Origin of the sequence: Gardnerella sp. DNF01195, from assembly GCF_049244175.1 — a bacterium.
In the GTDB taxonomy this organism is placed as follows: Bacteria; Actinomycetota; Actinomycetes; order Actinomycetales; family Bifidobacteriaceae; genus Bifidobacterium; species Bifidobacterium leopoldii.
On record NZ_CP058383.1, the window covers coordinates 1119406 to 1140268 of the forward strand.

Annotated in this window: 19 protein-coding genes and 1 tRNA gene; 7 read left to right on the forward strand and 13 right to left on the reverse strand. The window is 47.9% G+C overall.

Annotated features, from left to right (window positions below):
• Positions 1-188 precede the first annotated feature (188 nt).
• The 6 genes from HXT43_RS04160 to HXT43_RS04185 form a co-directional block, all read right to left on the reverse strand.
• On the reverse strand, positions 189-962 hold the full coding sequence (locus HXT43_RS04160; protein WP_032835341.1) for a DUF4191 domain-containing protein: 774 nt from the start codon (positions 960-962) through the stop codon (positions 189-191).
• Positions 963-1115: 153 nt separating this feature from the next.
• Complete coding sequence (locus HXT43_RS04165; protein ID WP_004105197.1) at positions 1116-1754, reverse strand: DUF3043 domain-containing protein; 639 nt, start codon at positions 1752-1754, stop codon at positions 1116-1118.
• Between the two features lie 158 nt (positions 1755-1912).
• Positions 1913-3280, reverse strand: a complete 1368-nt coding sequence (locus HXT43_RS04170) for a dipeptidase (RefSeq protein WP_004105198.1) — start codon at positions 3278-3280, stop codon at positions 1913-1915.
• 249 nt (positions 3281-3529) lie between these two features.
• Positions 3530-4078, reverse strand: a complete 549-nt coding sequence (locus tag HXT43_RS04175; protein ID WP_116442618.1) for a low molecular weight protein-tyrosine-phosphatase — start codon at positions 4076-4078, stop codon at positions 3530-3532.
• A gap of 49 nt (positions 4079-4127) precedes the next feature.
• Positions 4128-4772 carry a dihydrofolate reductase gene (locus HXT43_RS04180; RefSeq protein ID WP_174143468.1) on the reverse strand — a complete coding sequence of 215 codons (645 nt, stop codon included), beginning with the start codon at positions 4770-4772 and terminating at the stop codon, positions 4128-4130.
• 77 nt (positions 4773-4849) lie between these two features.
• On the reverse strand, positions 4850-5722 hold the full coding sequence (locus HXT43_RS04185) for a thymidylate synthase (protein ID WP_116442616.1): 873 nt from the start codon (positions 5720-5722) through the stop codon (positions 4850-4852).
• A gap of 151 nt (positions 5723-5873) precedes the next feature.
• Between HXT43_RS04185 and HXT43_RS04190 the strand changes: the two genes are divergently transcribed.
• Together HXT43_RS04190 and HXT43_RS04195 are read left to right on the forward strand one after the other, a co-directional pair.
• Positions 5874-6293, forward strand: coding sequence for an OsmC family protein (locus HXT43_RS04190; protein WP_174191511.1), 420 nt, complete (start codon positions 5874-5876; stop codon positions 6291-6293).
• A 140-nt stretch (positions 6294-6433) separates the two neighbouring features.
• Entirely contained in the window at positions 6434-7699 is a 1266-nt protein-coding gene (locus HXT43_RS04195) for a glycosyltransferase (RefSeq protein WP_410295135.1), read from the forward strand.
• Between the two features lie 335 nt (positions 7700-8034).
• Here HXT43_RS04195 and HXT43_RS04200 read toward each other — a convergent pair whose 3' ends face one another.
• The 3 genes from HXT43_RS04200 to HXT43_RS04210 form a co-directional block, all read right to left on the reverse strand.
• Complete coding sequence (locus HXT43_RS04200) at positions 8035-9060, reverse strand: universal stress protein (RefSeq protein ID WP_004105206.1); 1026 nt, start codon at positions 9058-9060, stop codon at positions 8035-8037.
• A gap of 138 nt (positions 9061-9198) precedes the next feature.
• Positions 9199-9921 carry a C40 family peptidase gene (locus HXT43_RS04205; protein ID WP_032842321.1) on the reverse strand — a complete coding sequence of 241 codons (723 nt, stop codon included), beginning with the start codon at positions 9919-9921 and terminating at the stop codon, positions 9199-9201.
• A 135-nt stretch (positions 9922-10056) separates the two neighbouring features.
• A complete protein-coding gene (locus HXT43_RS04210) occupies positions 10057-11202 on the reverse strand; it encodes a CHAP domain-containing protein (RefSeq protein ID WP_064340455.1) in 1146 nt (381 codons plus the stop codon).
• Between the two features lie 185 nt (positions 11203-11387).
• On the opposite strand from HXT43_RS04210, the gene HXT43_RS04215 reads away from it, so the two are divergent.
• Positions 11388-11654 carry a DUF2530 domain-containing protein gene (locus tag HXT43_RS04215; protein ID WP_004105210.1) on the forward strand — a complete coding sequence of 89 codons (267 nt, stop codon included), beginning with the start codon at positions 11388-11390 and terminating at the stop codon, positions 11652-11654.
• An 82-nt stretch (positions 11655-11736) separates the two neighbouring features.
• Here HXT43_RS04215 and HXT43_RS04220 read toward each other — a convergent pair whose 3' ends face one another.
• Positions 11737-13041 (reverse strand): sensor histidine kinase, encoded by a 1305-nt coding sequence (locus tag HXT43_RS04220; protein ID WP_117008556.1) that lies wholly within the window; start codon positions 13039-13041, stop codon positions 11737-11739.
• 241 nt (positions 13042-13282) lie between these two features.
• Here HXT43_RS04220 and phoU point away from each other — a divergent pair, with 241 nt between their 5' ends.
• A complete protein-coding gene (gene phoU / locus HXT43_RS04225) occupies positions 13283-13963 on the forward strand; it encodes a phosphate signaling complex protein PhoU (protein WP_004105212.1) in 681 nt (226 codons plus the stop codon).
• Positions 13964-14134: 171 nt separating this feature from the next.
• Here phoU and HXT43_RS04230 read toward each other — a convergent pair whose 3' ends face one another.
• Positions 14135-14875 carry a phosphoglyceromutase gene (locus tag HXT43_RS04230; protein ID WP_004119231.1) on the reverse strand — a complete coding sequence of 247 codons (741 nt, stop codon included), beginning with the start codon at positions 14873-14875 and terminating at the stop codon, positions 14135-14137.
• A 70-nt stretch (positions 14876-14945) separates the two neighbouring features.
• Positions 14946-16643: a lysine--tRNA ligase gene (lysS, locus tag HXT43_RS04235; protein ID WP_004105214.1), complete on the reverse strand. Its 1698-nt coding sequence runs from the start codon at positions 16641-16643 to the stop codon at positions 14946-14948.
• A 260-nt stretch (positions 16644-16903) separates the two neighbouring features.
• Here lysS and HXT43_RS04240 point away from each other — a divergent pair.
• The 3 genes from HXT43_RS04240 (at position 16904) to HXT43_RS04250 (ending at position 19919) form a co-directional block, all read left to right on the forward strand.
• Positions 16904-16977, forward strand: a tRNA-Pro gene (locus HXT43_RS04240).
• A gap of 267 nt (positions 16978-17244) precedes the next feature.
• Positions 17245-19254 carry a DUF4037 domain-containing protein gene (locus HXT43_RS04245; RefSeq protein WP_415707207.1) on the forward strand — a complete coding sequence of 670 codons (2010 nt, stop codon included), beginning with the start codon at positions 17245-17247 and terminating at the stop codon, positions 19252-19254.
• The gene (locus HXT43_RS04250) at positions 19254-19919 is read left to right on the forward strand and encodes a DUF4125 family protein (protein WP_117008558.1); all 666 of its coding nucleotides are present in this window, start codon (positions 19254-19256) and stop codon (positions 19917-19919) included. Before HXT43_RS04245 ends, HXT43_RS04250 begins: the two co-directional genes overlap by 1 nt.
• Before the next feature lie 220 nt (positions 19920-20139).
• Here HXT43_RS04250 and HXT43_RS04255 read toward each other — a convergent pair whose 3' ends face one another.
• Positions 20140-20826 (reverse strand): HAD family hydrolase, encoded by a 687-nt coding sequence (locus tag HXT43_RS04255; protein WP_174143462.1) that lies wholly within the window; start codon positions 20824-20826, stop codon positions 20140-20142.
• Positions 20827-20863: the final 37 nt, after the last annotated feature.

Genomic DNA, 20863 nt, shown 5'->3' on the forward strand with positions numbered 1-20863 from the left:
ATAAAGGTCGCCTACGCGCTAAAAAACGGCAGAAACTGTGCAGCGGTGTAAAGTTTATGCCGCTTCCCAGCCAAATTCCGACCAAAACTTTACAGCCATGTACAGAAAATGTCGAAATCTCATCAAAAAAGCGACAGTTCCTTCACATTTACGTAAAGTAACTGTCGCCAATCCGTCGCAAGAATAATTTACTTACCGCGCATTGCACGACGGCTGATGCGCTGCGGACGCGTTGGATCGATTCCCTTCGGAATGCCAAATCCACTCTTGCTTTGCAACGTGCGCAAACGCTCATTCAAAATCGCAAGCTCCGTCTTAGTAAGGAAGAATCGGCGGTTCGGATGAATTTTATCAAACAACGCAAACTTGTGCTTCACAGGCTGTAGCGTCTTCGAGCGCAACACCTTTCCGCGCAATTCTTTAAGCTTCACCTGATTTTCGCCATTACCAACAGCAATACGGTATACAGGTATATTAGATCCGGCAGTAACGCTTTTAATAGCGTGCTCCTGTCGATCCATAGCATGCATTAAACGTTCGTAATTACCCTCACCAACGAGGAAAATTCCGTTAAAACCAGTGCCTCGCCAAAGCGCATCCTTCGTGCGCGCATCCACCCACACAGGCTGCTGCGGAAAAGTAAAACCGCCCTTATTAATCGCAGAAATAATGCCGGCAGCCGCACCCGGACGACCTTCCAACTTTGCGTAACCAACTTTATCTGCACGCTTCGTAAGCACAACAGTAAACAGCAGCAAACCAAGCATCACCGCTGTAATAAGCATCATAATCCACATCAAAATGGACCAACGAGATGCAATTCCAAGAATTACAGCAACCAAAATCGGCGCAGCAAACGCGCAAGACAACCACAAAGGCAGCTGCTTATCGTCAGAATGCGTGTACTTATAAATACGTATGATCTGCGAGAACATGCCCTGCTTTTTCTTAGTCTGCTTCATGCCTTGCGTCGCACCCTTCGACGCGCCTTGCGATTTGCTTTGTGCTTTATCTTGTGCCATGCGTTTACCCCATAATATTCGCGTTATTTTGAGTATCCCAAATAATAATAGTAGCTTGTGCAAATATTAATAAATTTGCACTTATTTCTGCACTTACTTCGGCCAGTTACCACGCTTTGCGCTACTCGGCTTAGGCAAACGCCAGCGACGAAGCTGCATAGCGCGGCTGAATGCGTACATGCCGGAACGCGACTTGCGCGACACAGCCACATCACCAAAACGACGAATCAGCTCCTTACGCAACTTACGCCACATAACAAACATGTCAATTACAGATGCAAACAAATACGCGTACAAGAACACTGCAAAAACAAAATAAACAATCACAAACTTAGATAGCGCAAACAAGCAAATCATAATCAGCACTGCAACTGGTATGAAAAACTCGCCAATATTAATTCGAGCATCCACGTAATCGCGAATATACACACGCCACGGAAGCTGCTCAATTTTTGGCATATGCGCCAAATCGCCAGTGCGCATTGCGTTGTATTGCAAATTCTCAGATTCGCGAAGACGAGCACGCGCGCGTTTTGCGCTTTCCTTGCGATCTGCTGGTACTAGTGGGCGAAGCTTTTGCGCCTGAGCAGCGTTGCGCTTAGGAGTCGGCGCGTTTTTTTCGCGAGATTTCGTCGCTACAGACGATTCTGCATCCGCTACTTTCTTTTGCAACGAAGGAGTAGACGCGCCCTCATTATTGGCAGTTTTCTTTGCAAATGGATTCCATGTCATGTTTGCAGATTACTCAACAGACTAGACGCATGCAGACGCGGAGGAAACGGCAGAAACTTTACGCGCGTGTAAAGAAAAAGTCGGCTACGCAGCAAAAAGCGGCAGAAACTTTACAGCGTTGCAAAGTTTATGCCGCCTGCGCGCAAAATTAGCCAGAATTACTCGCCCAATCGATCCAAAAGCAGCGCTTCCGTCACAATATTTCCGCGCAAACCAGAAAGCGAAATCGACTCGTTCGGGCTGTGTGCATTGGACTTAGGATCTTCCGGACCCGTCACCAGCACCTGCGCCTTCGGGAAGATGCGCTGAAGCTCCGGAATAAACGGAATCGAACCACCCTCGCCCTTATTTACCGGCTCCACGCCGAAAGCATCGCGCATAGAAGCGAGCGCATCCTTCGTTGCAACAGCATCCGGATCCATTGCCCAACCCATGCCGTTATCAATCGGCTCTGCAGTAACTTCTGCACCAAAAGGCGCGTGAGATACCAAGAAGTCGCACAAAGCTTTTTGCGCTTCTTCCGGACGCTGCGAAGGCGCGGTACGAAGCGAAAGACGCAACTTAGTTTCGTGCGCAATCACATTAAAACTGCCCTCAACAGGATGTGCGTCCATGCCGATTACCGTCAAGCTCGGCTTAGTCCACATGCGCGCTGCGAGAGAACCGGTGCCGGCAAGCTTATAAGAATCGACCACGGAAGAGTCGGCACGCACTTGCGCTTCGTCCAAATCGCGCTGCAAACCGCCAACCGGCTCCTGTGCTTCAATTCCAGGCACTGCCAGGTCGCCAGCCTCGTTGTAAAGCGAGGCAATAAGCATGGAAGCGAGCGTGTAAGCATCTAAAATCGGGCCGCCAAACTGACCGGAATGCACTTGATGGCCGAGCACTTTAACCTTCACGTCCACGTCGGTATTTCCGCGCAAACTCGTTGTAAGACTTGGGATTTCGGCGGACCAGTTGCCGGAGTCGGCAACGATAATTACGTCTGATTCAAATTCGGCTTTATGCGACTCGATAAAAGGAATGAAGCTTGGCGAGCCCATTTCTTCTTCGCCTTCGATGAAAACCTTAATATTTACGCGCAAATCGTCGCTCAGTGCGCGCAAAGCTCCGTAGTGAATTGCGATTCCGCCGCCGTCGTCGGCTGAGCCGCGTCCATAGAGGCGACCGTCGCGCTCTGTGCCTTCAAATGGGTTGGTTTCCCACTCAGATGGGTCCGGCACTGGCTGCACATCGTGATGCGCGTAGAGCAAAACCGTTGGCGCGCTTGGGTTTACGATGCGCGAGCCGACCACTTCGAAAGCTCCAGGAGTGCCGTCCGGATTCGTGGACTGCTCGACGCGCGCGTCAATACCAACCTCACGCAATACCCCAGCCACGTATTGCGCGGACTTGCGCATATGCTCGCCAGCAATGCCCTTAGCTGACACCGCAGCCAGCGAAATCTTCTTATTCAGCACGGAAACTACGTCATTCCAGGCGTTTTGCACGCGAGCGCGCACGTCTTCGACAGCCAAATCTGCCATAAATCCTCCCAACTAAAAGTAACAGAGCGGTAATTGATGCCTGTAAAACTATACCTACAAATTTAAACTATATTCGCAAACGTGAGAAAACGCTCGCGCTATAAGCGTTCGCTTACGAAACTCGCGTTGGAAGTCCACTGGACTTTCAAGCGCACAACCGACCATTACTTTACACGCACATAAAGTTTCTACCGCTTTTTGGCGCGCAAACGACATAAACTGCGCGCGGCTGTAAAGTTTCTGCCGCTTTCAAGCCCTCTCAATGCGCGTGGCAACCCAATCGACGATATAAGGCGCACACTGCTCAACCTGATCCATCGCAACCTCAAATTCGCGAGGACCTCCGTACCACGGATCTGCCAAGTCGAGCAACATCTCGCGACCAGACTGCGGCTTAGGAAGTGACGGGTCAAACGCACGGTACATGTGCACAAGTTCGCGTTTTTGCGCCGGCAGCAAACGCAAAAGCGAACGCATATGCGAAGCCGTCATAGGCAAAAACAGGTTCGTTTCCGCAATCTCATCCGCTTCAATTCGATGCGCAAAATGCGAAGCAGGAAGCCTGTATCCGCGCTTAGTTAATTCCCTTTGCGCGCGACGGTCAATCGGATTTCCGTACTCTTCGTCGCTTACACCACTGGAACGCACGGCAACAACGTCGCCCAATCCCCTCAATTGAAACTCGTTGCGCAACACAATTTCCGCCATTGGCGAGCGACAAATATTGCCTGTGCAAACCGTCATAACAGTGTATGGGTGACGTGCGTCTACCTTGATTTTGCTTGATTCTTCAGTCATGCTTCCTCGTTTATTTTGCTGTCTCGTTTACTTTGCGATTTCTCGTTTACTAAGCAGGCTCATATACCATAAACCGGTATCGTGCAGGATTGCTTTCGCTACCAACTTTTAGCGGCGCTTCCTCAAACTCGCCTTCGCGCACAACATGCCATTTTCCTGCATCAACTAATGCATGAATATTCGGAGCAAATGTGTCCGCTGCAACTTTCGCATCAATTTGCGTTACGTAAGCTGCGTCTGCGTGATAATTCGCAAGCATTTCGCGCAAAATCGCAGCTCCGCCAATAACCCAGATTGCTGGGCCATCTTGAGGCGAGTCTTGAGATACGTTTTGAGATACGCTTTCCTGACTTTCCAGCACTTCCCTATTTTCCAGCCATTCGCGCGCGTAATCCAAAGCCGCGTCAATGCTAGTAAAACTACGCGCTCCATCTGCTACAAAATCAGGATTATGCGTAACAACAATATTTTCGCGACCCGGAAGCGGACGGAATTTCGGAGGCGTCGCATCCCATGTACCGCGACCCATAATCACAGGGCAGCCGATAGTCATCGCCTTAAAATAGCGCAAATCCGGCGAAAGTCGCCACGGCATGCCTCCGTTTACGCCCATAGCGCCGGGCTTGCCGTCCAAACCAGAAGCCTCGCCCCAAATCAGTCGCACAGGGAAATTATGCGACACGCTGTTTGCCATATACGCACCTCACACGCTAAAACAAGCTAAAAATTAAACTAAATCAAGCAAAATCAAGCAAAATAATTTGCAATCAATCACACCGCAACCGGTGCTTTAATCGTCGGATGATGCTTGTAATCAACCACCTTAAAATCGCTGTAATCGTAATCAAAAATCGAATCCGCCTTACGAATTTCAAGCTGCGGATACGGGTACGGCTCGCGCGAAAGCTGCTCAAGCACCTGCTCAACGTGATTGTCATAAATATGGCAATCGCCGCCCGTCCACACGAACTCGCCCGGCTCAAGACCTGCTTGCTGAGCCATCATCATCGTCAAAAGCGAGTAAGACGCAATGTTAAACGGCACGCCAAGGAACATATCGCAAGAGCGCTGGTAAAGCTGGCACGAAAGCTTGCCGTCAGCAACGTAAAATTGGAAAAGCGAATGGCAAGGCGGCAACGCCATATGCTCAACTTCCGCAGGATTCCAAGCGCTAACAATCATGCGACGAGAATCCGGGTGATTCTTCATAAGATCCAGCACGTTTGCGATTTGGTCGATTGTGCGGTTTGGATTTTCCGCGGTTGGCGCCGGCCAACTCCTCCACTGCACACCGTAAACAGGACCCAAGTTGCCGTTTTCGTCCGCCCACTCGTCCCAAATGTGAACGCCATTTTCCTGCAACCAACGCACGTTACTCGAACCCTTAAGGAACCAAAGCAACTCGTACGCAAGTCCTTTGAAAAACACGGTTTTCGTGGTGATAAGCGGGAAATATTTGCTAATGTCGAAGCGGATTTGCTGGCCAAAAAGCGAAATCGTACCAGTGCCTGTGCGATCTGATTTTAAAGTGCCTTCCGTAAGGATTTTTCGCACTAAATCCTCGTAAGGAGTTGGAATGCTGGAAAGTGGTTTTTGTGGTACACGCGCGCGAATTGCTGCAAGTTCTTCTTCTGTTAAAGCCATGCTGCCATGTTAACAAAGCGCTAATAAATTTAAAGAATTGCGCTCGTAAAACCATATGCCTACCACGCAAAACGCTAGATTCGACAATTGAGCACAAAGTTACAATCCTTACGATAACATGAACAAAAACGACTACAGCAAAGGAGCAAAAATGTCTAGAAGATTATGGGTAGAGCGCAACGAGGACGGCACTTGGGAAGCACACAGCAACGACGGTGTGAGCTTGAAGTTTGGTCACAGCGAAGGCATGTTCAACCCGGTTGAATTAATGCAAATCGCTTTAGCTGGTTGCACAGCTCTTAGCAGCCAGTACGCTGCAGAACACGCTATTGGCGAGGGCGCTGGAGCACGAGTTGTAGTAAACGGCACGTACGACGCGGAAGAAGGCACGTACTTGCGTTTTCAAGAAGATGTCACTCTTGACGCAACTTGCGCAAAACCTGCACTCAGCCAGGAAGATGCGTCCGCACTAAAAGAGCGCATGGAACGCCACATTTCCAGGGGTTGTACTGTTAAGCATACGCTCGAAAAAGGCGCGCAAGTTAGCGTAAACGTTACGGTTCGCCGCTAGAATAAGCCAAAAGTCGCGAAAAATCGCACTAAAATCGCACTAAAATCACACTAAAATTCACCACGTGTGGCACAATTGAGTACACAAGATATTTGCGCAATAATGACGCTACGCATGCATGTATGCAACCGGAGGAAACTTTGAAAATCGCTATTTTTACCGAAACGTATCCACCGTACATAAATGGCGTCGCAACACAGTCTTATATGCTCAAAAAGATGTATGAAGAGCTTGGTCATGAAGTGCTAGTAGTCACGGTCGGCTCCGAAAAACAGCGCAAAACCAAGCTTGAAGATGGAGTTGTTTACGTTCCGGGCATATTGCTTAAAAAGCTTTACAAATACCGCGTTGCGCTCCCGATTGGTCACATGCGAAAGCAACTTCCTCTTAAATTTAAGCCGGATGTCATTCATATTCAAAACGAATTTGGCATTGGCGAAATCGGCTTGGAAGTAGCAAAAAAAGAGCATATTCCCGTTATTTACACGCTTCACACAGAATACGATAAATTCCTGTTTTACATTGGTTTAAAGCATTTTACTGAGTTCTCTCGCAATATTTCGGCGAAATATTTTATGCGATTCTCGAAAAATGCCACAATTATTACGAGCATGTCTCCTAAAGCACAGGCATATATTGACCGTCAGAAGGTTGATAAAAAAGTAATTGTGCTGAATAATGCTGTGGAATATAAAAAGTTCCTACCAACGCCTGAGCGACTTGCATTCCGCAAAGCTTTCCGCGAAAAATATGGCGTTTCTGACTCTACTAAGCTGTTTGTTTTCGTTGGTAGAATCGGCGCTGAAAAAAATATTTCAGAATTAATTGACAACTTTATGTATTGCGATTTTCCTCGCGAAAAAGCGCGCTTATTTGTTATTGGCGGCGGTCCTGATTTGGAATCGTTGCGCAAGCGCGTGGCAGATAATGGTTTTGACGACAGAATTTGTTTGCTTGGGCCTATTGCTCACACGGAAATTCCAAAGTATTTGCACGCAATGGACTACTACACAACCGCATCACTTTCCGAAATGCACTCACTTTCGATGCTAGAGGCAATGGCTTCCGGTCTGTTTGCGCTTGTAAAGCATGATGTGCCGAATGAGAAGCAGATTATTAGCGGTCAAAACGGATATCAGTGGGATACTAAGGAAGATTTTAAGGCTGTTTTTAGTAAAGTTTTGAATATGAGCGAGGCTGAGCAGTCTCAGCTTAAGGCGAACGTGCTCGAGTATTCGAAGAATAACGATTTTAAGAGCCAAGCGTTTGAGCTGCTTAAGATTTACAAGCGCGCAATCGAGATGAACAAAGAGAAGCTCGCTGAAAAGAAAGCTAAGCGAGATGCCAGGCGCGCGCGTTTTATGCTGAAAAAGCGCGAGAATACTGAAGCGGAATCGCAAGAGTAGCAAGATTAGACGCTCTCACGCTCCAAACGCTCCAAACGCTCCAAAACGCGGTCGCGATGACATGCTTGAGCGCAGCACAACGCGTAGGCGGCAGAAACTGTACACAGCCGCACAGTTTTGGTCGGAATCCGACTGGGAAGCGGCAGAAACTGCACACAGCCGCACAGTTTTGGTCGGAATCCGACTGGGAAGCGGCAGAAACTGCACACGGCTGTAAAGTTTTGGCCGGAATCCGGCTGGCAAACGGCAGAAACTTTACACAGCTGCACAGTTTTCTGCCGTTTTTCGTTACTGGTGCAGATGAGCGACTGCGCACGTAACGACATGCTTTCGCGCTATCGCAGCGGATCGATTGTTTGCTCAATCTCCTTAGCAGCTTCTTTACCAGCCTTCGGCACATCAACCTCATGTACTCCGGAAATATCGTCAATAGACGCTTCAGAATGCTGCTTTTGCGCTGCTGCAACCTGAGCTGCACTAAATTCCACATACTTGCGCGGCACAACGTACACAGGTCTCGAAGAATGCTGCAACAATCCCTGGCTAATCGAACCAAGCAGCAAACCGGTAAAGCCACCGCGACCGCGAGAACCAACAACCACAAGATCATGATTCAAACTAGCCTGAGTCAAAGCTTCAACGGCAGAACCAGGCACAACAGTTCGATGAATTTGCAAATCCGGCAAACGCTGCAAAATTGGCTTCACGCGCTCCTCAAGATCCTCCATGTACGATCCCATAACAGCAGTATCGCCCTCAGCACCTTGCACTCTTGGCACTGCGGAAATAACATCAAGCTCAGCATGCCAGCTATCCGCCAAATCAGCCGCAATTTCAAGAGCTTTAAGCCCCCACTTTGACTCGTCAGAGCCAACAGCCACACGCGTAATCGTATTATTCAAGTGAATACGCTGACCGTCATCGTCAGTGTAAGGCACAACCACAATTGGGCAATACGCATAAGCTGGAAGCGAAGAACTAGTTGTGCCGAGCAAACGCTCTGCCAAGCCACCTTTTCCACGATTACCAATCACAATAAGCTGATAGTTACGAGAAAGTTCCACGAAAACCGAAGAAGGATCGCCCGTAACAATTAGCGTAGTCGCGTCAACTCCCTGCTCAAGAGCAACAGCTTTTGCTTTAGATAGAATTTCTTGCGCATCGTGATGAGCTGCATTATCGTCACCAATCGCAGTGTAGGTGGCATCAAAAGAAACAGCAGCATAACTTGGCAACGAATAAGCGCAAACAATTTGCAATTGCAACCCAGCATGCTTTGCGTAATTTGCAGCCCACCAAACCGCTTTATAACTCGCGTGTGAGCCGTCAACTCCAACCAATACAGCTTTTTCTGGGATCATTGCCAACCTCCTCATACTTGCACTCGCGACAGCAGCGTCACTCGCGCACAACTTGTAAATACTATTGTAGCGTAATTTTAGATTGAGTGTTGGCAGTTTTGCGATATATAACTACAGAAGCTACAGAAACTATAGAAGCTACAGAATGCGACGAATAGAGTACCCGCCTGGGAACACGTAGCGGATAGGATCGTACTTAGTGCCAGCAAGCTGCGAATTAATTACCATGCCGTTGCCAACATAAATAGAAGCATGCTGCGCATTCGCGATAATATCTCCAGGCTGCGCTTGAGCCAAACTTGGGATTGGAGTTCCAACAGTTGCCTGCGCTCCAGAAGTACGAGGCAAAGAAATACCAACACTAGCAAAAACATACTGCACAAAACCGGAGCAATCCCATCCAGCAGGAGTATTGCCACCGCTGCGATACGGCACTTTGCCTAAGAATTGAGTAGCAAAATTCAAAAGAGAGGCAACAGACTTACCATCAGGAGGAACTACAGAAGCAAGAGGAACCTGTTCAACACCACTGCGGAAACCAGAACGGCTTGCAGTAGCATTTCCAGCAAAAGCACGGCGTGCCGTTTCAGCAGCTTGTTCGCTAGGAGTCTTAGTTTGAGGTACATTCAAGCTTTCTATGCCACCCCAATGAGAATTTGCGTCGACATCAGTAGAAGTGGATTCAGTTAAAATATCGCGACGCACATTCGTCACCTTTGGAAATGCGCGCGTAGAAGTGACAGCTGACTCGGAAAGCTCATGCGAAGACTCTGCCATGGCGAATGGCGCCATAACAGTAAGCATTGAAGCTGCTGCGGCAGCTGATACAAAAACTGAGAAAATTCTACTTTGTTTTAGCATACTTTTTGCAGTATATCATCGGGGCATTACATACGAGAGAAATTAGCAACGCCAGTAACAAGCAAACTCATTTTAGTAATAAACAAACTAATTTTAATAAAGCAGCTTTAGTAACAAAGCTTCAGTAGTACAAATTTAGTAATGAATAAACTGATATTGAGAAACTTCCTTAGCGTCAAACTTGCGCGAGAAAGTTCGTCCTTGGTAAGAAGCACCACATTCAGAAGTTTCAATAGAACCGTCTGAATTAATTTTTTCAACAACTGCAACGTGCCCGTAGAACGGATCAGAACCAGCCTGACCTGAGCGGAACACCATAATATCGCCAACGTGACGAGCGGAATTATCTACCCAATAGCCAAGACTGCGCGCAGAATCAGCCCACATATTTCCGTTGCCAAAATGCGAGCCAACAGGCAAACCTAACTGATGGCGACGAACATACACCCACCACGTGCACTGGCTGAACTCATACGCGTTACCAGTATCACCAGTTGCATGATTTGGATTAAAGCCCTTCGGCAAAACGTCAAAGTCTTTATCCATCAACAAAGCAACCTTAGGATTATTCGCAGCAGAACGTGACATCTCTGCAATATTAAAGCCTGAACCAGAACCTAAATTCCACGAATCAGACTTCGAAGATATAGTAGAAAAAGTGCCAGGTTGTACTGAATTAGCAACCTTATCGGCTAAGTTTTCATGCTTCGAATTCGAGCGAGCAGAACTACTTTCATTCGCACTATTTGCAGCATCAGCAGAGTCCGCATTATGCGATTTTTTAGCAGCATTCTCAATAGAGTCAACAGCGTTATTAATAGTTGCCATAGGATCAAGAGACTCGCGTTGGCTAGAACGCGAAACTGTTGAAGATGCGTCGCCAACTGCAGTCATAGATGGCTCAAATTCGGAAGCGCGAGAATCAAAACTATTAACCTTAGTTAAAGCCATAGTAGCTGCAACAGTACCAACCATTGCAACAAGAGAAGTCGAAAGTATTACATTGCGACGACGCTCATTAGCAAGTTTAGACAACCTAAGCGCGCGCCTGCTTTGAGGAACAAGCTCCTGCAAACGCTCAGAAACAGCTTCTGGAAGCTCTACAACAGCACCATTGCTAGTAGCAACCGCAGCCAAACGCTCACTAACACGATTAGCTTGAACAGAACGCATGCCACGCACACTATGCGCACCATGCGCGCCACGCTGAGCTACAAACAGCGAAAGCGGCGAATCTCCATGCCTCTTTGCTTTTGTGGCACCATGTGCAGCATGTCTCATACTAATCACTTTCTTATGTTAAACGCGGAACGCAGCGCACAAACGCCACACCCCCAACTGACTTTCTTTCAATCTTCTATGTGAAAGGTTACAACGTGGTTAGGATGTAAGAAACGCACATAGCCTAAATCCGCCAATTTTCGCCCTTAAGCTGCCCTCGTCACACTTAGACTTCGGTAAGTTGTATGGTTGGAAGTATGAAATTCGCACCTATAGTTAATCCTGATGCACGAAAAGCAGCACCAAAACCGCTGCGAGTTGATTTGCGAAAGGTTTTTGCTATAGGAACGATCGCGTGGCTAGTCGCAACAATAATTGCGCTTATCGTTGCGTTATTGCATATTACAACTTGGTTTCCTGTGTTGTTTTGCGCATCGGGAACAATTATTGGCGTTCTGCTATTAATTTGGGAACATTTTGACCGCTGGGACTACAGGCGCTTAGGAAAATAGGTTATTGCTGATTTGCTGAATTATTTACTGCTGATTTGCTGGCTTGCTAACTTACTGATTTTCTAACTTACTAATTTGCTACTTATTTATTTGCAATTGGTAGCGCAAAACTTACGGTAGTACCCTGCCCCGGCATACTCCAAAGAGTAATATTTCCGTGGTGCGTAAGTGCCACATGCTTGGCAATTGCAAGCCCTAAACCAACGCCATCCTGGCTTTGACTATTTTGATTATTCGCACGATAGAATCGTTCAAAAATTCGCGACTGATCTTGCAAATCAATGCCAATTCCGCGATCTACAACACGGATCACAGCGTATTGACCATCTGTCGATAGTGACGCAGATAGCGAAACTGTAGAATTTTTTGGAGAATACGTAATTGCATTCTCAACTAATTTCCGCACTGCAGCTTGAATTTGCGAAATTTCACCGCGCACGCACAAACGCGAATCGACTTTTGACACAACGCGTACGCAACAATCCTTAGCAAATGAAGCAACTTGATTTTGCACATACGACAAAACATCATTCAAAGAAAATACTTGCGCAGAATCTAAGTCAATAGGATTTTGAGCGCGAACCAGCCACAACAAATCTTCAAGCATGTGCTCAAGTTTCTTGGAAGATTTACCGGCAATTTGCGCAATATCTTTAATTTTTTGCGCAGATACTTGTTCGTTTTGCAAAACTTTCGTAAGCTGAGTTAAGTTGCGAGTAGATCGCATTAACTGCTCAGAAACGTTGGAAATAAAGTCGTCGCGAGTTTGCGCAAAACGGTGAGCTGCACTCGTATCCTCAATAATTACAACTACGATACCGCCTCCAATGCTTCCAGCCGTAACAGTAAGCCAATTAGGGCGCGAAACAGTGGTTGACTCTTGAGGATTTACAGTTATTGACACATAACGCTCAGGTGTCGAAGTAACCAAAGAGAAGCGCTCGAATCCGCCAGAAGCTCGCACGGAATTAACAGCTTGAAGAACGCGAGGCTGGCATAACGAATCATCGCTAACAACACCCAGCAAATAAGCCTCGGAGCTTGCGCGAATTACGTCATTGTTGGCATCAATTACAACAGTTGGCATGTCGAGCATTGCCAAAACTTGGGACGCGTCGTAGCTGATATCGTCACTTGCGTTGTCGCTTGAATCGTCGCTTATGTCGTCGCTTATGTCGTCGCTTATGTCGTCGCTTATGTCGTCGCTTTCGTCATACTTTGCGTCATACCTTGCGCCACGAATATAATTAAACGCTCGTTTAAAAAGACGGCAAACTGTAGAAAACCAATCCGACATCAACACACACAACGAAAGCACAACGCACAACGCAAGCACGCCGAAAGCAACAAATACAACGATCACAACCGCAGAAGAACCTTGAGGCATACTCCTATAATCTCATACTTTGCGCGCTTTTGTAACTATGCAACTAAAAAGCGGCATAAACTTTACACGGCTGTAAAGTTTCGGTCGAAAATCACCACAAAAACGGCATAAACTTTACACCGCCGTAAAGTTTCGGTCGCTTCGTTACCAGCGTCGTCTATAATTACATAGGATGCCTGACTTATAGCGACGTGCAAACTAGGCGTTCAAATAAACTCACAGCACTGAGAAAGGACGCACCATGCGAGTAATTTTCAACGAAGAAATGAAGGCAATTGCTTCAAACATCGAACGCATGGCAGAACTTGTAGCAAAAGCTATGAACGATGCTGGAAGCGCGCTTTTAAACGCGGATTTGGAAGCTGCTCAAACTGTTATCGATAAAGACGCAGACTTAGACGCTTTAGAAGCAAACACTATTGACCAATGCTTGACTTTGCTTGCTCGCCAAAACCCTGTGGCAACGGACTTGCGCGAAGTTGTAGCTACAATGCGATTAGCTGCAACGTTTGAACGCATGGGAGATTTAACAAGTCATATCGCTCAAATTACTAGACGAACCTGGCCTGAATCTGCTATTGCACAAGAAGGACGCGAAACTATTGTTGCAATGGTTGATTTCTTGCGCGAACTGTCAGGTCGCTTAACGACCATGGTTGCAAATCGCGACGTGCAAATTGCGGAAACTATTATTGCTGGCGACGATGCGCTCGACAAATTGCACGAGAAGATTTTTGAGCTGGTAGAAGGCGAAAATTGGAAGGGTACGCGCAGGCAGTTAATTGATGTCGTTCTGCTTAGCCGCTTTATTGAGCGAATTGGAGACCATTGCGTTGCCGTCGCAAGGCAAATTGTGTTTATTGTTTCCGGATTCGATCCGTCCAAGAAGCCAGAGCCAGATAAAGACACTGTTGTAGCGTAACGCGGTTACAGCAAAACACGCTACGCAATTTCAAGTTGCACAAAGCGCGCATGAAAATAAAAGTAAACAAAAAGTAGGTTTGCAAATTAATTGCAAACCTACTTTTATTTTAAAAGCTAACTTAAGCTCTTAAAACTAACTTAAGCGCGGCAAAGCCAGCGAATCAGAATCTCACTTCTGACCCTGAGCAGCCACAGCGGCAGCACCGGCAGCAGCAGCTTCTGGATCCAAATACTCACCGCGAGGCTTGATTGGCTTGAAGTTCTCATCCAACTCGTAAAGCAGAGGAATAGCGGTTGGAATGTTCACCTTGGAAATCTCTTCCTCGCTCAAGTTATCGAGCATCTTAACGATTGCGCGCAAGCTGTTGCCGTGAGCAGCAATCATTACAGTCTTGCCGGACTTAAGCTCTGGAATAATATCCGACTCCCAGTAAGGAGTTACGCGAGTCACGACGTTTGCCAAAGCCTCAGTTTCTGGAACTGGTTCGCCAGCATAACGCGGATCGTTAGCCTGGGAATACTGATCATTTGGATCAATCTCAGGAGGTGGAGTTGCGTAAGAGCGACGCCAAATCATGAACTTCTCATCGCCATATTCCTGACGAATTGCAGACTTATTCTTGCCTTGCAAAGCACCGTAGTGACGCTCGTTCAAACGCCAGCTGCGACGAACTGGAATCCAAAGGCGGTCGGCTGCATCAAGCGCGTAATTCGCGGTATTGATAGCACGACGAAGCAAAGAAGTGAACACGATGTCTGGAAGAACGTTCTTCTCTTTAAGAAGCTCGCCACCATGCTTAGCTTCCTCGACACCCTGCTCAGTCAGCGGTACATCAACCCAACCAGTGAACTGATTGGTCTTATTCCATGCGCTCTGACCATGTCGGAGCAATACTAATTTGTATGTCATAATTACCTAGTCTATTCGTTTCATACGACTACTTGCATTAACACTTACATTAACTTTGACTTTGCGTCAACTAGCGAAGAGGCTTTACGAGTGGGAATGTAATTGTTTCGCGAATAGTTGCGCCCGTAAGAGCGATCAGCAAGCGATCAATTCCCATGCCCATGCCGCCAGCAGGAGGCATGCCGACGCCGAGAGCCTCAATGAAGTCCTCATCAATATCCATTGCCTCAACATCGCCAGCCAAAGCATCCTTAGCTTGAGCAACAAAGCGCTCGCGCTGCACAACAGGATCGTTAAGCTCAGAATAGCCGGTTGCAAGCTCAAAGCCGCGCACGTACAAATCCCACTTTTCAACCATTCCAGGCTTCGTGCGGTGACCCTTAACAAGCGGGCTGGTCTCCACTGGGAAGTCACGCACAAACGTTGGCGCGTAAAGCTTATCCTCGTAGAAGTGCTCCCACAAGTGCTCAACCAACTTGCCGTGATTCTCAACTTCGTCGCGCTCAACGCCAAGCTTGTCCGCAATCGCGCCCAAATGCTCAACAGAAGTTTCCGGAGTAATCTCCTCGCCCAAAGCCTCAGAAAGCGAGCCGTACATGGTAATCTGCTTCCATTCGCCACCAAAATCGTACTCTTCGCCGTTAAGCAAAGTCACCTTAGTTGAACCGAAAGCGTCTAGTGCAGCCTTTTGAATCAGCTCCTTGGTAAGAGCAGCAATCGTATCGTAAGTGCCGTAAGCCTGGTAAGCCTCAAGCATTGTAAACTCTGGAGCGTGAGTTGCATCCACGCCTTCGTTTCTAAAGTCGCGGTTGATTTCGAACACGCGCTCAATGCCACCAACCAAGCAGCGCTTCAAGAAAAGCTCCGGAGCAATGCGCAAATAAAGATCAATGTCGAAAGCGTTCATGTGAGTTGTGAATGGACGAGCAGCAGCACCGCCGTGAACCGTTTGCAACATTGGAGTTTCGACTTCCAAGAAGTCGTGACTGTCGAAAGTACGGCGAAGAGAAGCCACAGCGCGCGAACGCCTGCGAACCATATCGCGAATCTTCTCGTCCGCAATCATGCCAATATATGGCTTACGCGTACGAGTGTCGTCGCTTAATTCCTTGTGCAAAGCCGGAAGCGGCTGCAAAGCCTTAGCTGCAATCGCCCACTCGGTTGCGAATACGGAAAGCTCACCGGTCTTAGAAGAAATCACGCGACCGCGCACGTAAAGATGATCGCCCAAATCCACCATCTGCTTGAAGCTTTTAATGGATTCTTCGCCAATTTCCTTCTTGGAAACCATCGCCTGAATCGTAGTACCGTCACCGGCAGAAAGCTTAACAAAGCACAAGCCGCCAGCGTTACGCAAGAAAAGCACGCGGCCAGCAATACCAACCTCAGTATCGGTTTCTTCGCCAGCTTCAAGCTTGCCATCGAAATCAGCACGCACCTTTTCGATAGTATCCGTAACGTTAAGATGCACAGGATAAGGCTGCACGCCTTCCTTAAGCATCATTGCGCGCTTAGCAACGCGCATCTGTACCTGCTCAGGATGAGCTTGCGGTCCAAATTCTTTATTGCTTGGGTCGATTGCTTCATCCAGAGTTGCGCCTTCGTTTACGCGCTTGGCGATTGCTTCGTCTTGAGCGAGTAACATTTCAGCATGTTCAACAGTGTCAATTTCATTGACGGTATCTGTTGCTTCGTTTTCTGCTGCATTTTTATCGGCAGATTCTGCGGCACTTTGCGCGGCAGACATTGCAGTATTGGTGTCAGTCATAAACGCTAATTGTAGCCAGTAGGTAATACAGGTTTTATACGCGACTTGCAGTGCTAATTTGCGATATGTTTACACAGAAGCTGTAGCGATAATTTGTAATATGTTTACAAAGGAATTCCGCAGCTTGTACGCAATATACTTGCGCGGGACTTACTTTGCGCAACTTGCACACGCTTTACAATAATTTGTATTAGCCAACCTGTAACATTACGGACGTTGTTGGAACTTTTATGCGCATATGCTTTCGCGAGTTTCAGCATCGGGCTGTAGCGCAGTTTGGTAGCGCGCTTCGTTCGGGACGAAGAGGCCGCGGGTTCAAATCCCGCCAGCCCGACTTTTGATTTCCAGAATCACCCCCCCCCACCGCAATTCCGACGTTTCCTATACACTGCTGTAAAGTTTCTGCCGCTATTTCGCACGCAAACGACCTTTTCTTTACACGTGCGTAAAGTTTCTGCCGTTTTTTGGCGCGAAGACGGCATAAACTGCGCGCGGCTGTAAAGTTTCTGCCGGTTTTTGACGTAAAAACGGCAGTTTCTTTACATGACTGTAAAGTTGAAGTCGATTGATTGTGAACAAGCGCAATAGCAAGGGGGCTTTGATGGAGAACGCTGCGCAATTTTATAACGAGCTTGACGAAATGTTTGCGAATCACGCGGGCGCTGACGCGATCGAGACGTATCTTTTGCGAAAACTTGCCGAAGCCAATCCCCTGCAGCTTTCAGTTCTCAACGAACTCATGGGATTTTATAGATCGCGCGGAGAGCACGCAAAAAACAAGCCAATCATTGATAAGGCGCTAGATTTGGCAAAGAAGATGGATTTAGCTGGCACCGAAGCCGGCACAACCACGCTAATTAACGCCGCCACAAGCCTTCGCGCGGCAGGCAGCTACGATCGCGCCGAAAAAATTTACACTCAAGCTCTTAACGAATCCTCCGAAACTCTCGGCGCTAAAAACCGCAAGCTTGCCGCGCTTCACAACAATCTTTCGATGCTTTACAGCGAAACCGGTCGCACTCATGATGCAATTGAGGAGCTCAATCATGCGCTTGAAATTTTGCAAAATACGAGCACGGATCCTGAGCGCGACATCGATATTGCCGCCACGCACACGAATCTTGCGCTTGCAATGTTGCAGGAGTGCTCAAAAGAGTGTACGCAAGAACGCAAGGAGTGCTCAAAAGAATGCTCGCACCCTAACACCAGCACAAACAGCAAATCCGCGACTCTTGACTCCGCTTTTGAACACGCTTCGACCAGCGTTCGCATGTACGTCGCGGGGAATAACGAAAATCAGCCGCACTACGCTTCTGCATTGGCAGGTTTTGCGCAAGTACAGTGCGCGCGCGGCGAGTACGCTCAGGCTGAGGAAAGTTACAGTAAGGCACTTGATTTGATTGCGAGATGCTACGGAAAAGATAGCGAATCTTACGCGATTACGGCAGAAAATTTGCGGCAGGCGCGCGAGTTGGCAGAAAAAATTACGAAAGAATCTACAGAAATTCAAGAATCAGCAAACCAAGATATAACAGAACAACACTCAACGAACTCACACCCAGCAAACCAAAACGCAGCAAACCATAATATAAAAACTGGCATGCAATTAGCGCAATCATATTGGCAAACTTACGGAAAGCCGTTACTTGATCAGCCAAAATTTGCGAAATACAAAAACCGCATAGCTGCGGGATTAGTTGGACACGGATCGGAATGTTACGGTTTTGACGACGAGATTTCGCGCGACCACGATTTTGGACCCGGTTTCTGCTTATGGCTTACCGACGAAGATTACGCGGAAATCGGCGCGGATTTGCAGACTGCTTACGACGCACTTCCGCGAAAATACGCCGGTTTTGGCTCTCGCAACGAAACACCGCGCGCAAAATCATGCGAAGGCAGCAAGCGCGTCGGAGTGTTCAGCATAAGCGAATTTTTTGAAAATCTAACCGGCTTCCCCACCGCTCCAAGCCAAAACGAGCCGCACTTATGGCTATCGCTAAGCGAATCAACGCTTGCAGCAGCAACGAATGGCAAAATTTTCGCGGATCCTCTTGGAGAGTTCTCAAAGGCGCGCCAAAGCTTCAAGCTCATGCCGGACGACGTGCGAATCTCACTAATCTCCAGAAGACTTGGCATGATTTCGCAAGCTGGCCAGTACAATTTCCCACGCATGATCGCGCGCAAAGACGCTTCCGCAGCGTGGCTTTCTATCAACGAATTCGTGCGCGCGACCGCTTCAATCGTGTTTTTGCTCAACAATCCCGTAACTGCAGGCTACTTGCCTTACTACAAGTGGCAGTTTGCAGCATTGCGCAAGCTCAGCAATCGCATGGCTTCTAGGCTTCCGGAAGTGTGCAGCAAACTTGAGTCGATAATGCAACTTTCTTCCGCTGCTTGCTTTGGCGGCGACGGTTTTGGCGAAGGCGGCAAGGGCGCTGGACTTGCGCAAAAGCAAGTTTCGCAAATAATTGACAGCATTTGCGAAGATATTGTGCGCGAACTGCAATACGAGGGCTTAAGCGATTGCGACGAAACTTTTTTGGAATGGCAGCGGCCGTATGTTGAAGCGCATATTAATTCGCGTGCGGCGTGCTTAAGGAGCTTATGATGTGCGATTTATCAGCAAATCCGAAAACGCAAAATCTTCCGAAAACGCAAAATCCGAGAACGCAAAAGCTTGCGGAAGAAATCACTAAACTCGAGTGGGATCAGTTCCAGCTCACGCAAAACGAAGGCGGACGCGCGAATTGCCAAGGAAACTGGCCAACTTTTCGCATTATGCGCATGAGTCAATTTTTGGCGTGGCCGCTTGATTTGCAGGAGTCTTATAAACAGGATCTTGAGCGCGCGAATAGCGATGGACGCAATTTGATTACGGAAAAGTATGCGCGAATGATGGAATCTACTGCACCGGAAATTTTTGAGCGCACGATTAAGCCTTATATTAAGCCAATTTTGGAACCTAGAAAAAGCGCGCAGGAGCAGATTATTTTAACGCAAGTCGAGTGGGCTGCGGATTTTCGCAATCGCTACCCGCATTTAGGTCTTGCGATGCGCATGCTTAAAACTAGCGAGGATACGGCAGAAAATACGTCTTTTGAAACGTATTTGCGAGGCGAATTAAGCACATATTCTGACGCAACTTTCGCAAAATACCAGCGTTTTGTAAATAATTTGCGCACGGAAAATCTAAATCTTACGCAAATGATAATTGCGAATACTGTGCGCATGTATGGCTACGATTCGCTCGAAGCAGCCGAGCGCGCGCAATAAAGTGCGAGCGCCGGATTCATTCGTTACGCACACCAGTCACAACCTAGTTTCTAAAGCACCGCCACGCGAACCTGCCCTGCCCTCGTCAATCGAGACGAAGGCAGACCTCGCTTGCGTTGAAAGCACACTGTGCTTTCAACCCTGAGCAAGCTCGGCGCTCCGAATTGCTTTCGCGCGCTAAATCGCAGCGCTCAAGCAGGTCGTCGCGCACGCGCGCAGCTTAAGAATAAAGCAACGACGCTGCAGAAGCGGCGCGAGAATCACTTTCGAGAAAAAGCGTGGAAGCAGCAGAAAGACCGGCGTGTTGCAAAAACGCGCGGTAAAGCATTACGTCAGGTTTGCGCAAATGCGATTCGTAAGATGCACAAACACCGTTTAACTCACCGAGTATTGGGCAAGTTTTGCGCGCGCAGTTTAACCAATCGCAAGAAGCGTTACCAAGTGCCCACACGCGCACGCCGCTCGCAATCAACTCGCGTGCCACAGCCGAAGCATCCGCGCGCTCGCCAGCAAAACCGCGCTCGAAACGCTCAAAATACAAGCGATATAGCCACGTAACTGCCGGTCCGTGATGCTCATCAAACGAATCCATCGCTTGCTTTCTGCTCCACCCAGCCTCGCGCAATGACTCGTGAAACTCAAAACCCCATTCCGGCTCGAAACTAAAGAGCACTTCCCCAATAAAATCCGGATAGTCTGCAGCCAGAGTGCGGCGCGCATCCCAATCCACAAGCAATTGCAAGTCGAAAACAACGTCAGTTATTCCGCGCAAAGCATATTCGCGGATACTATTTTTACGCACATCACTTATTTCGCGCACATCATTACGCACATCATTGCGCACATCACTTATTTCGCGAATATCACAGATACCGCTTGCACTAACTGCCTTTATTTCAGCGCCCATAATTCTCACTTGTGCAATACGTTGCTCTCAAAACAAA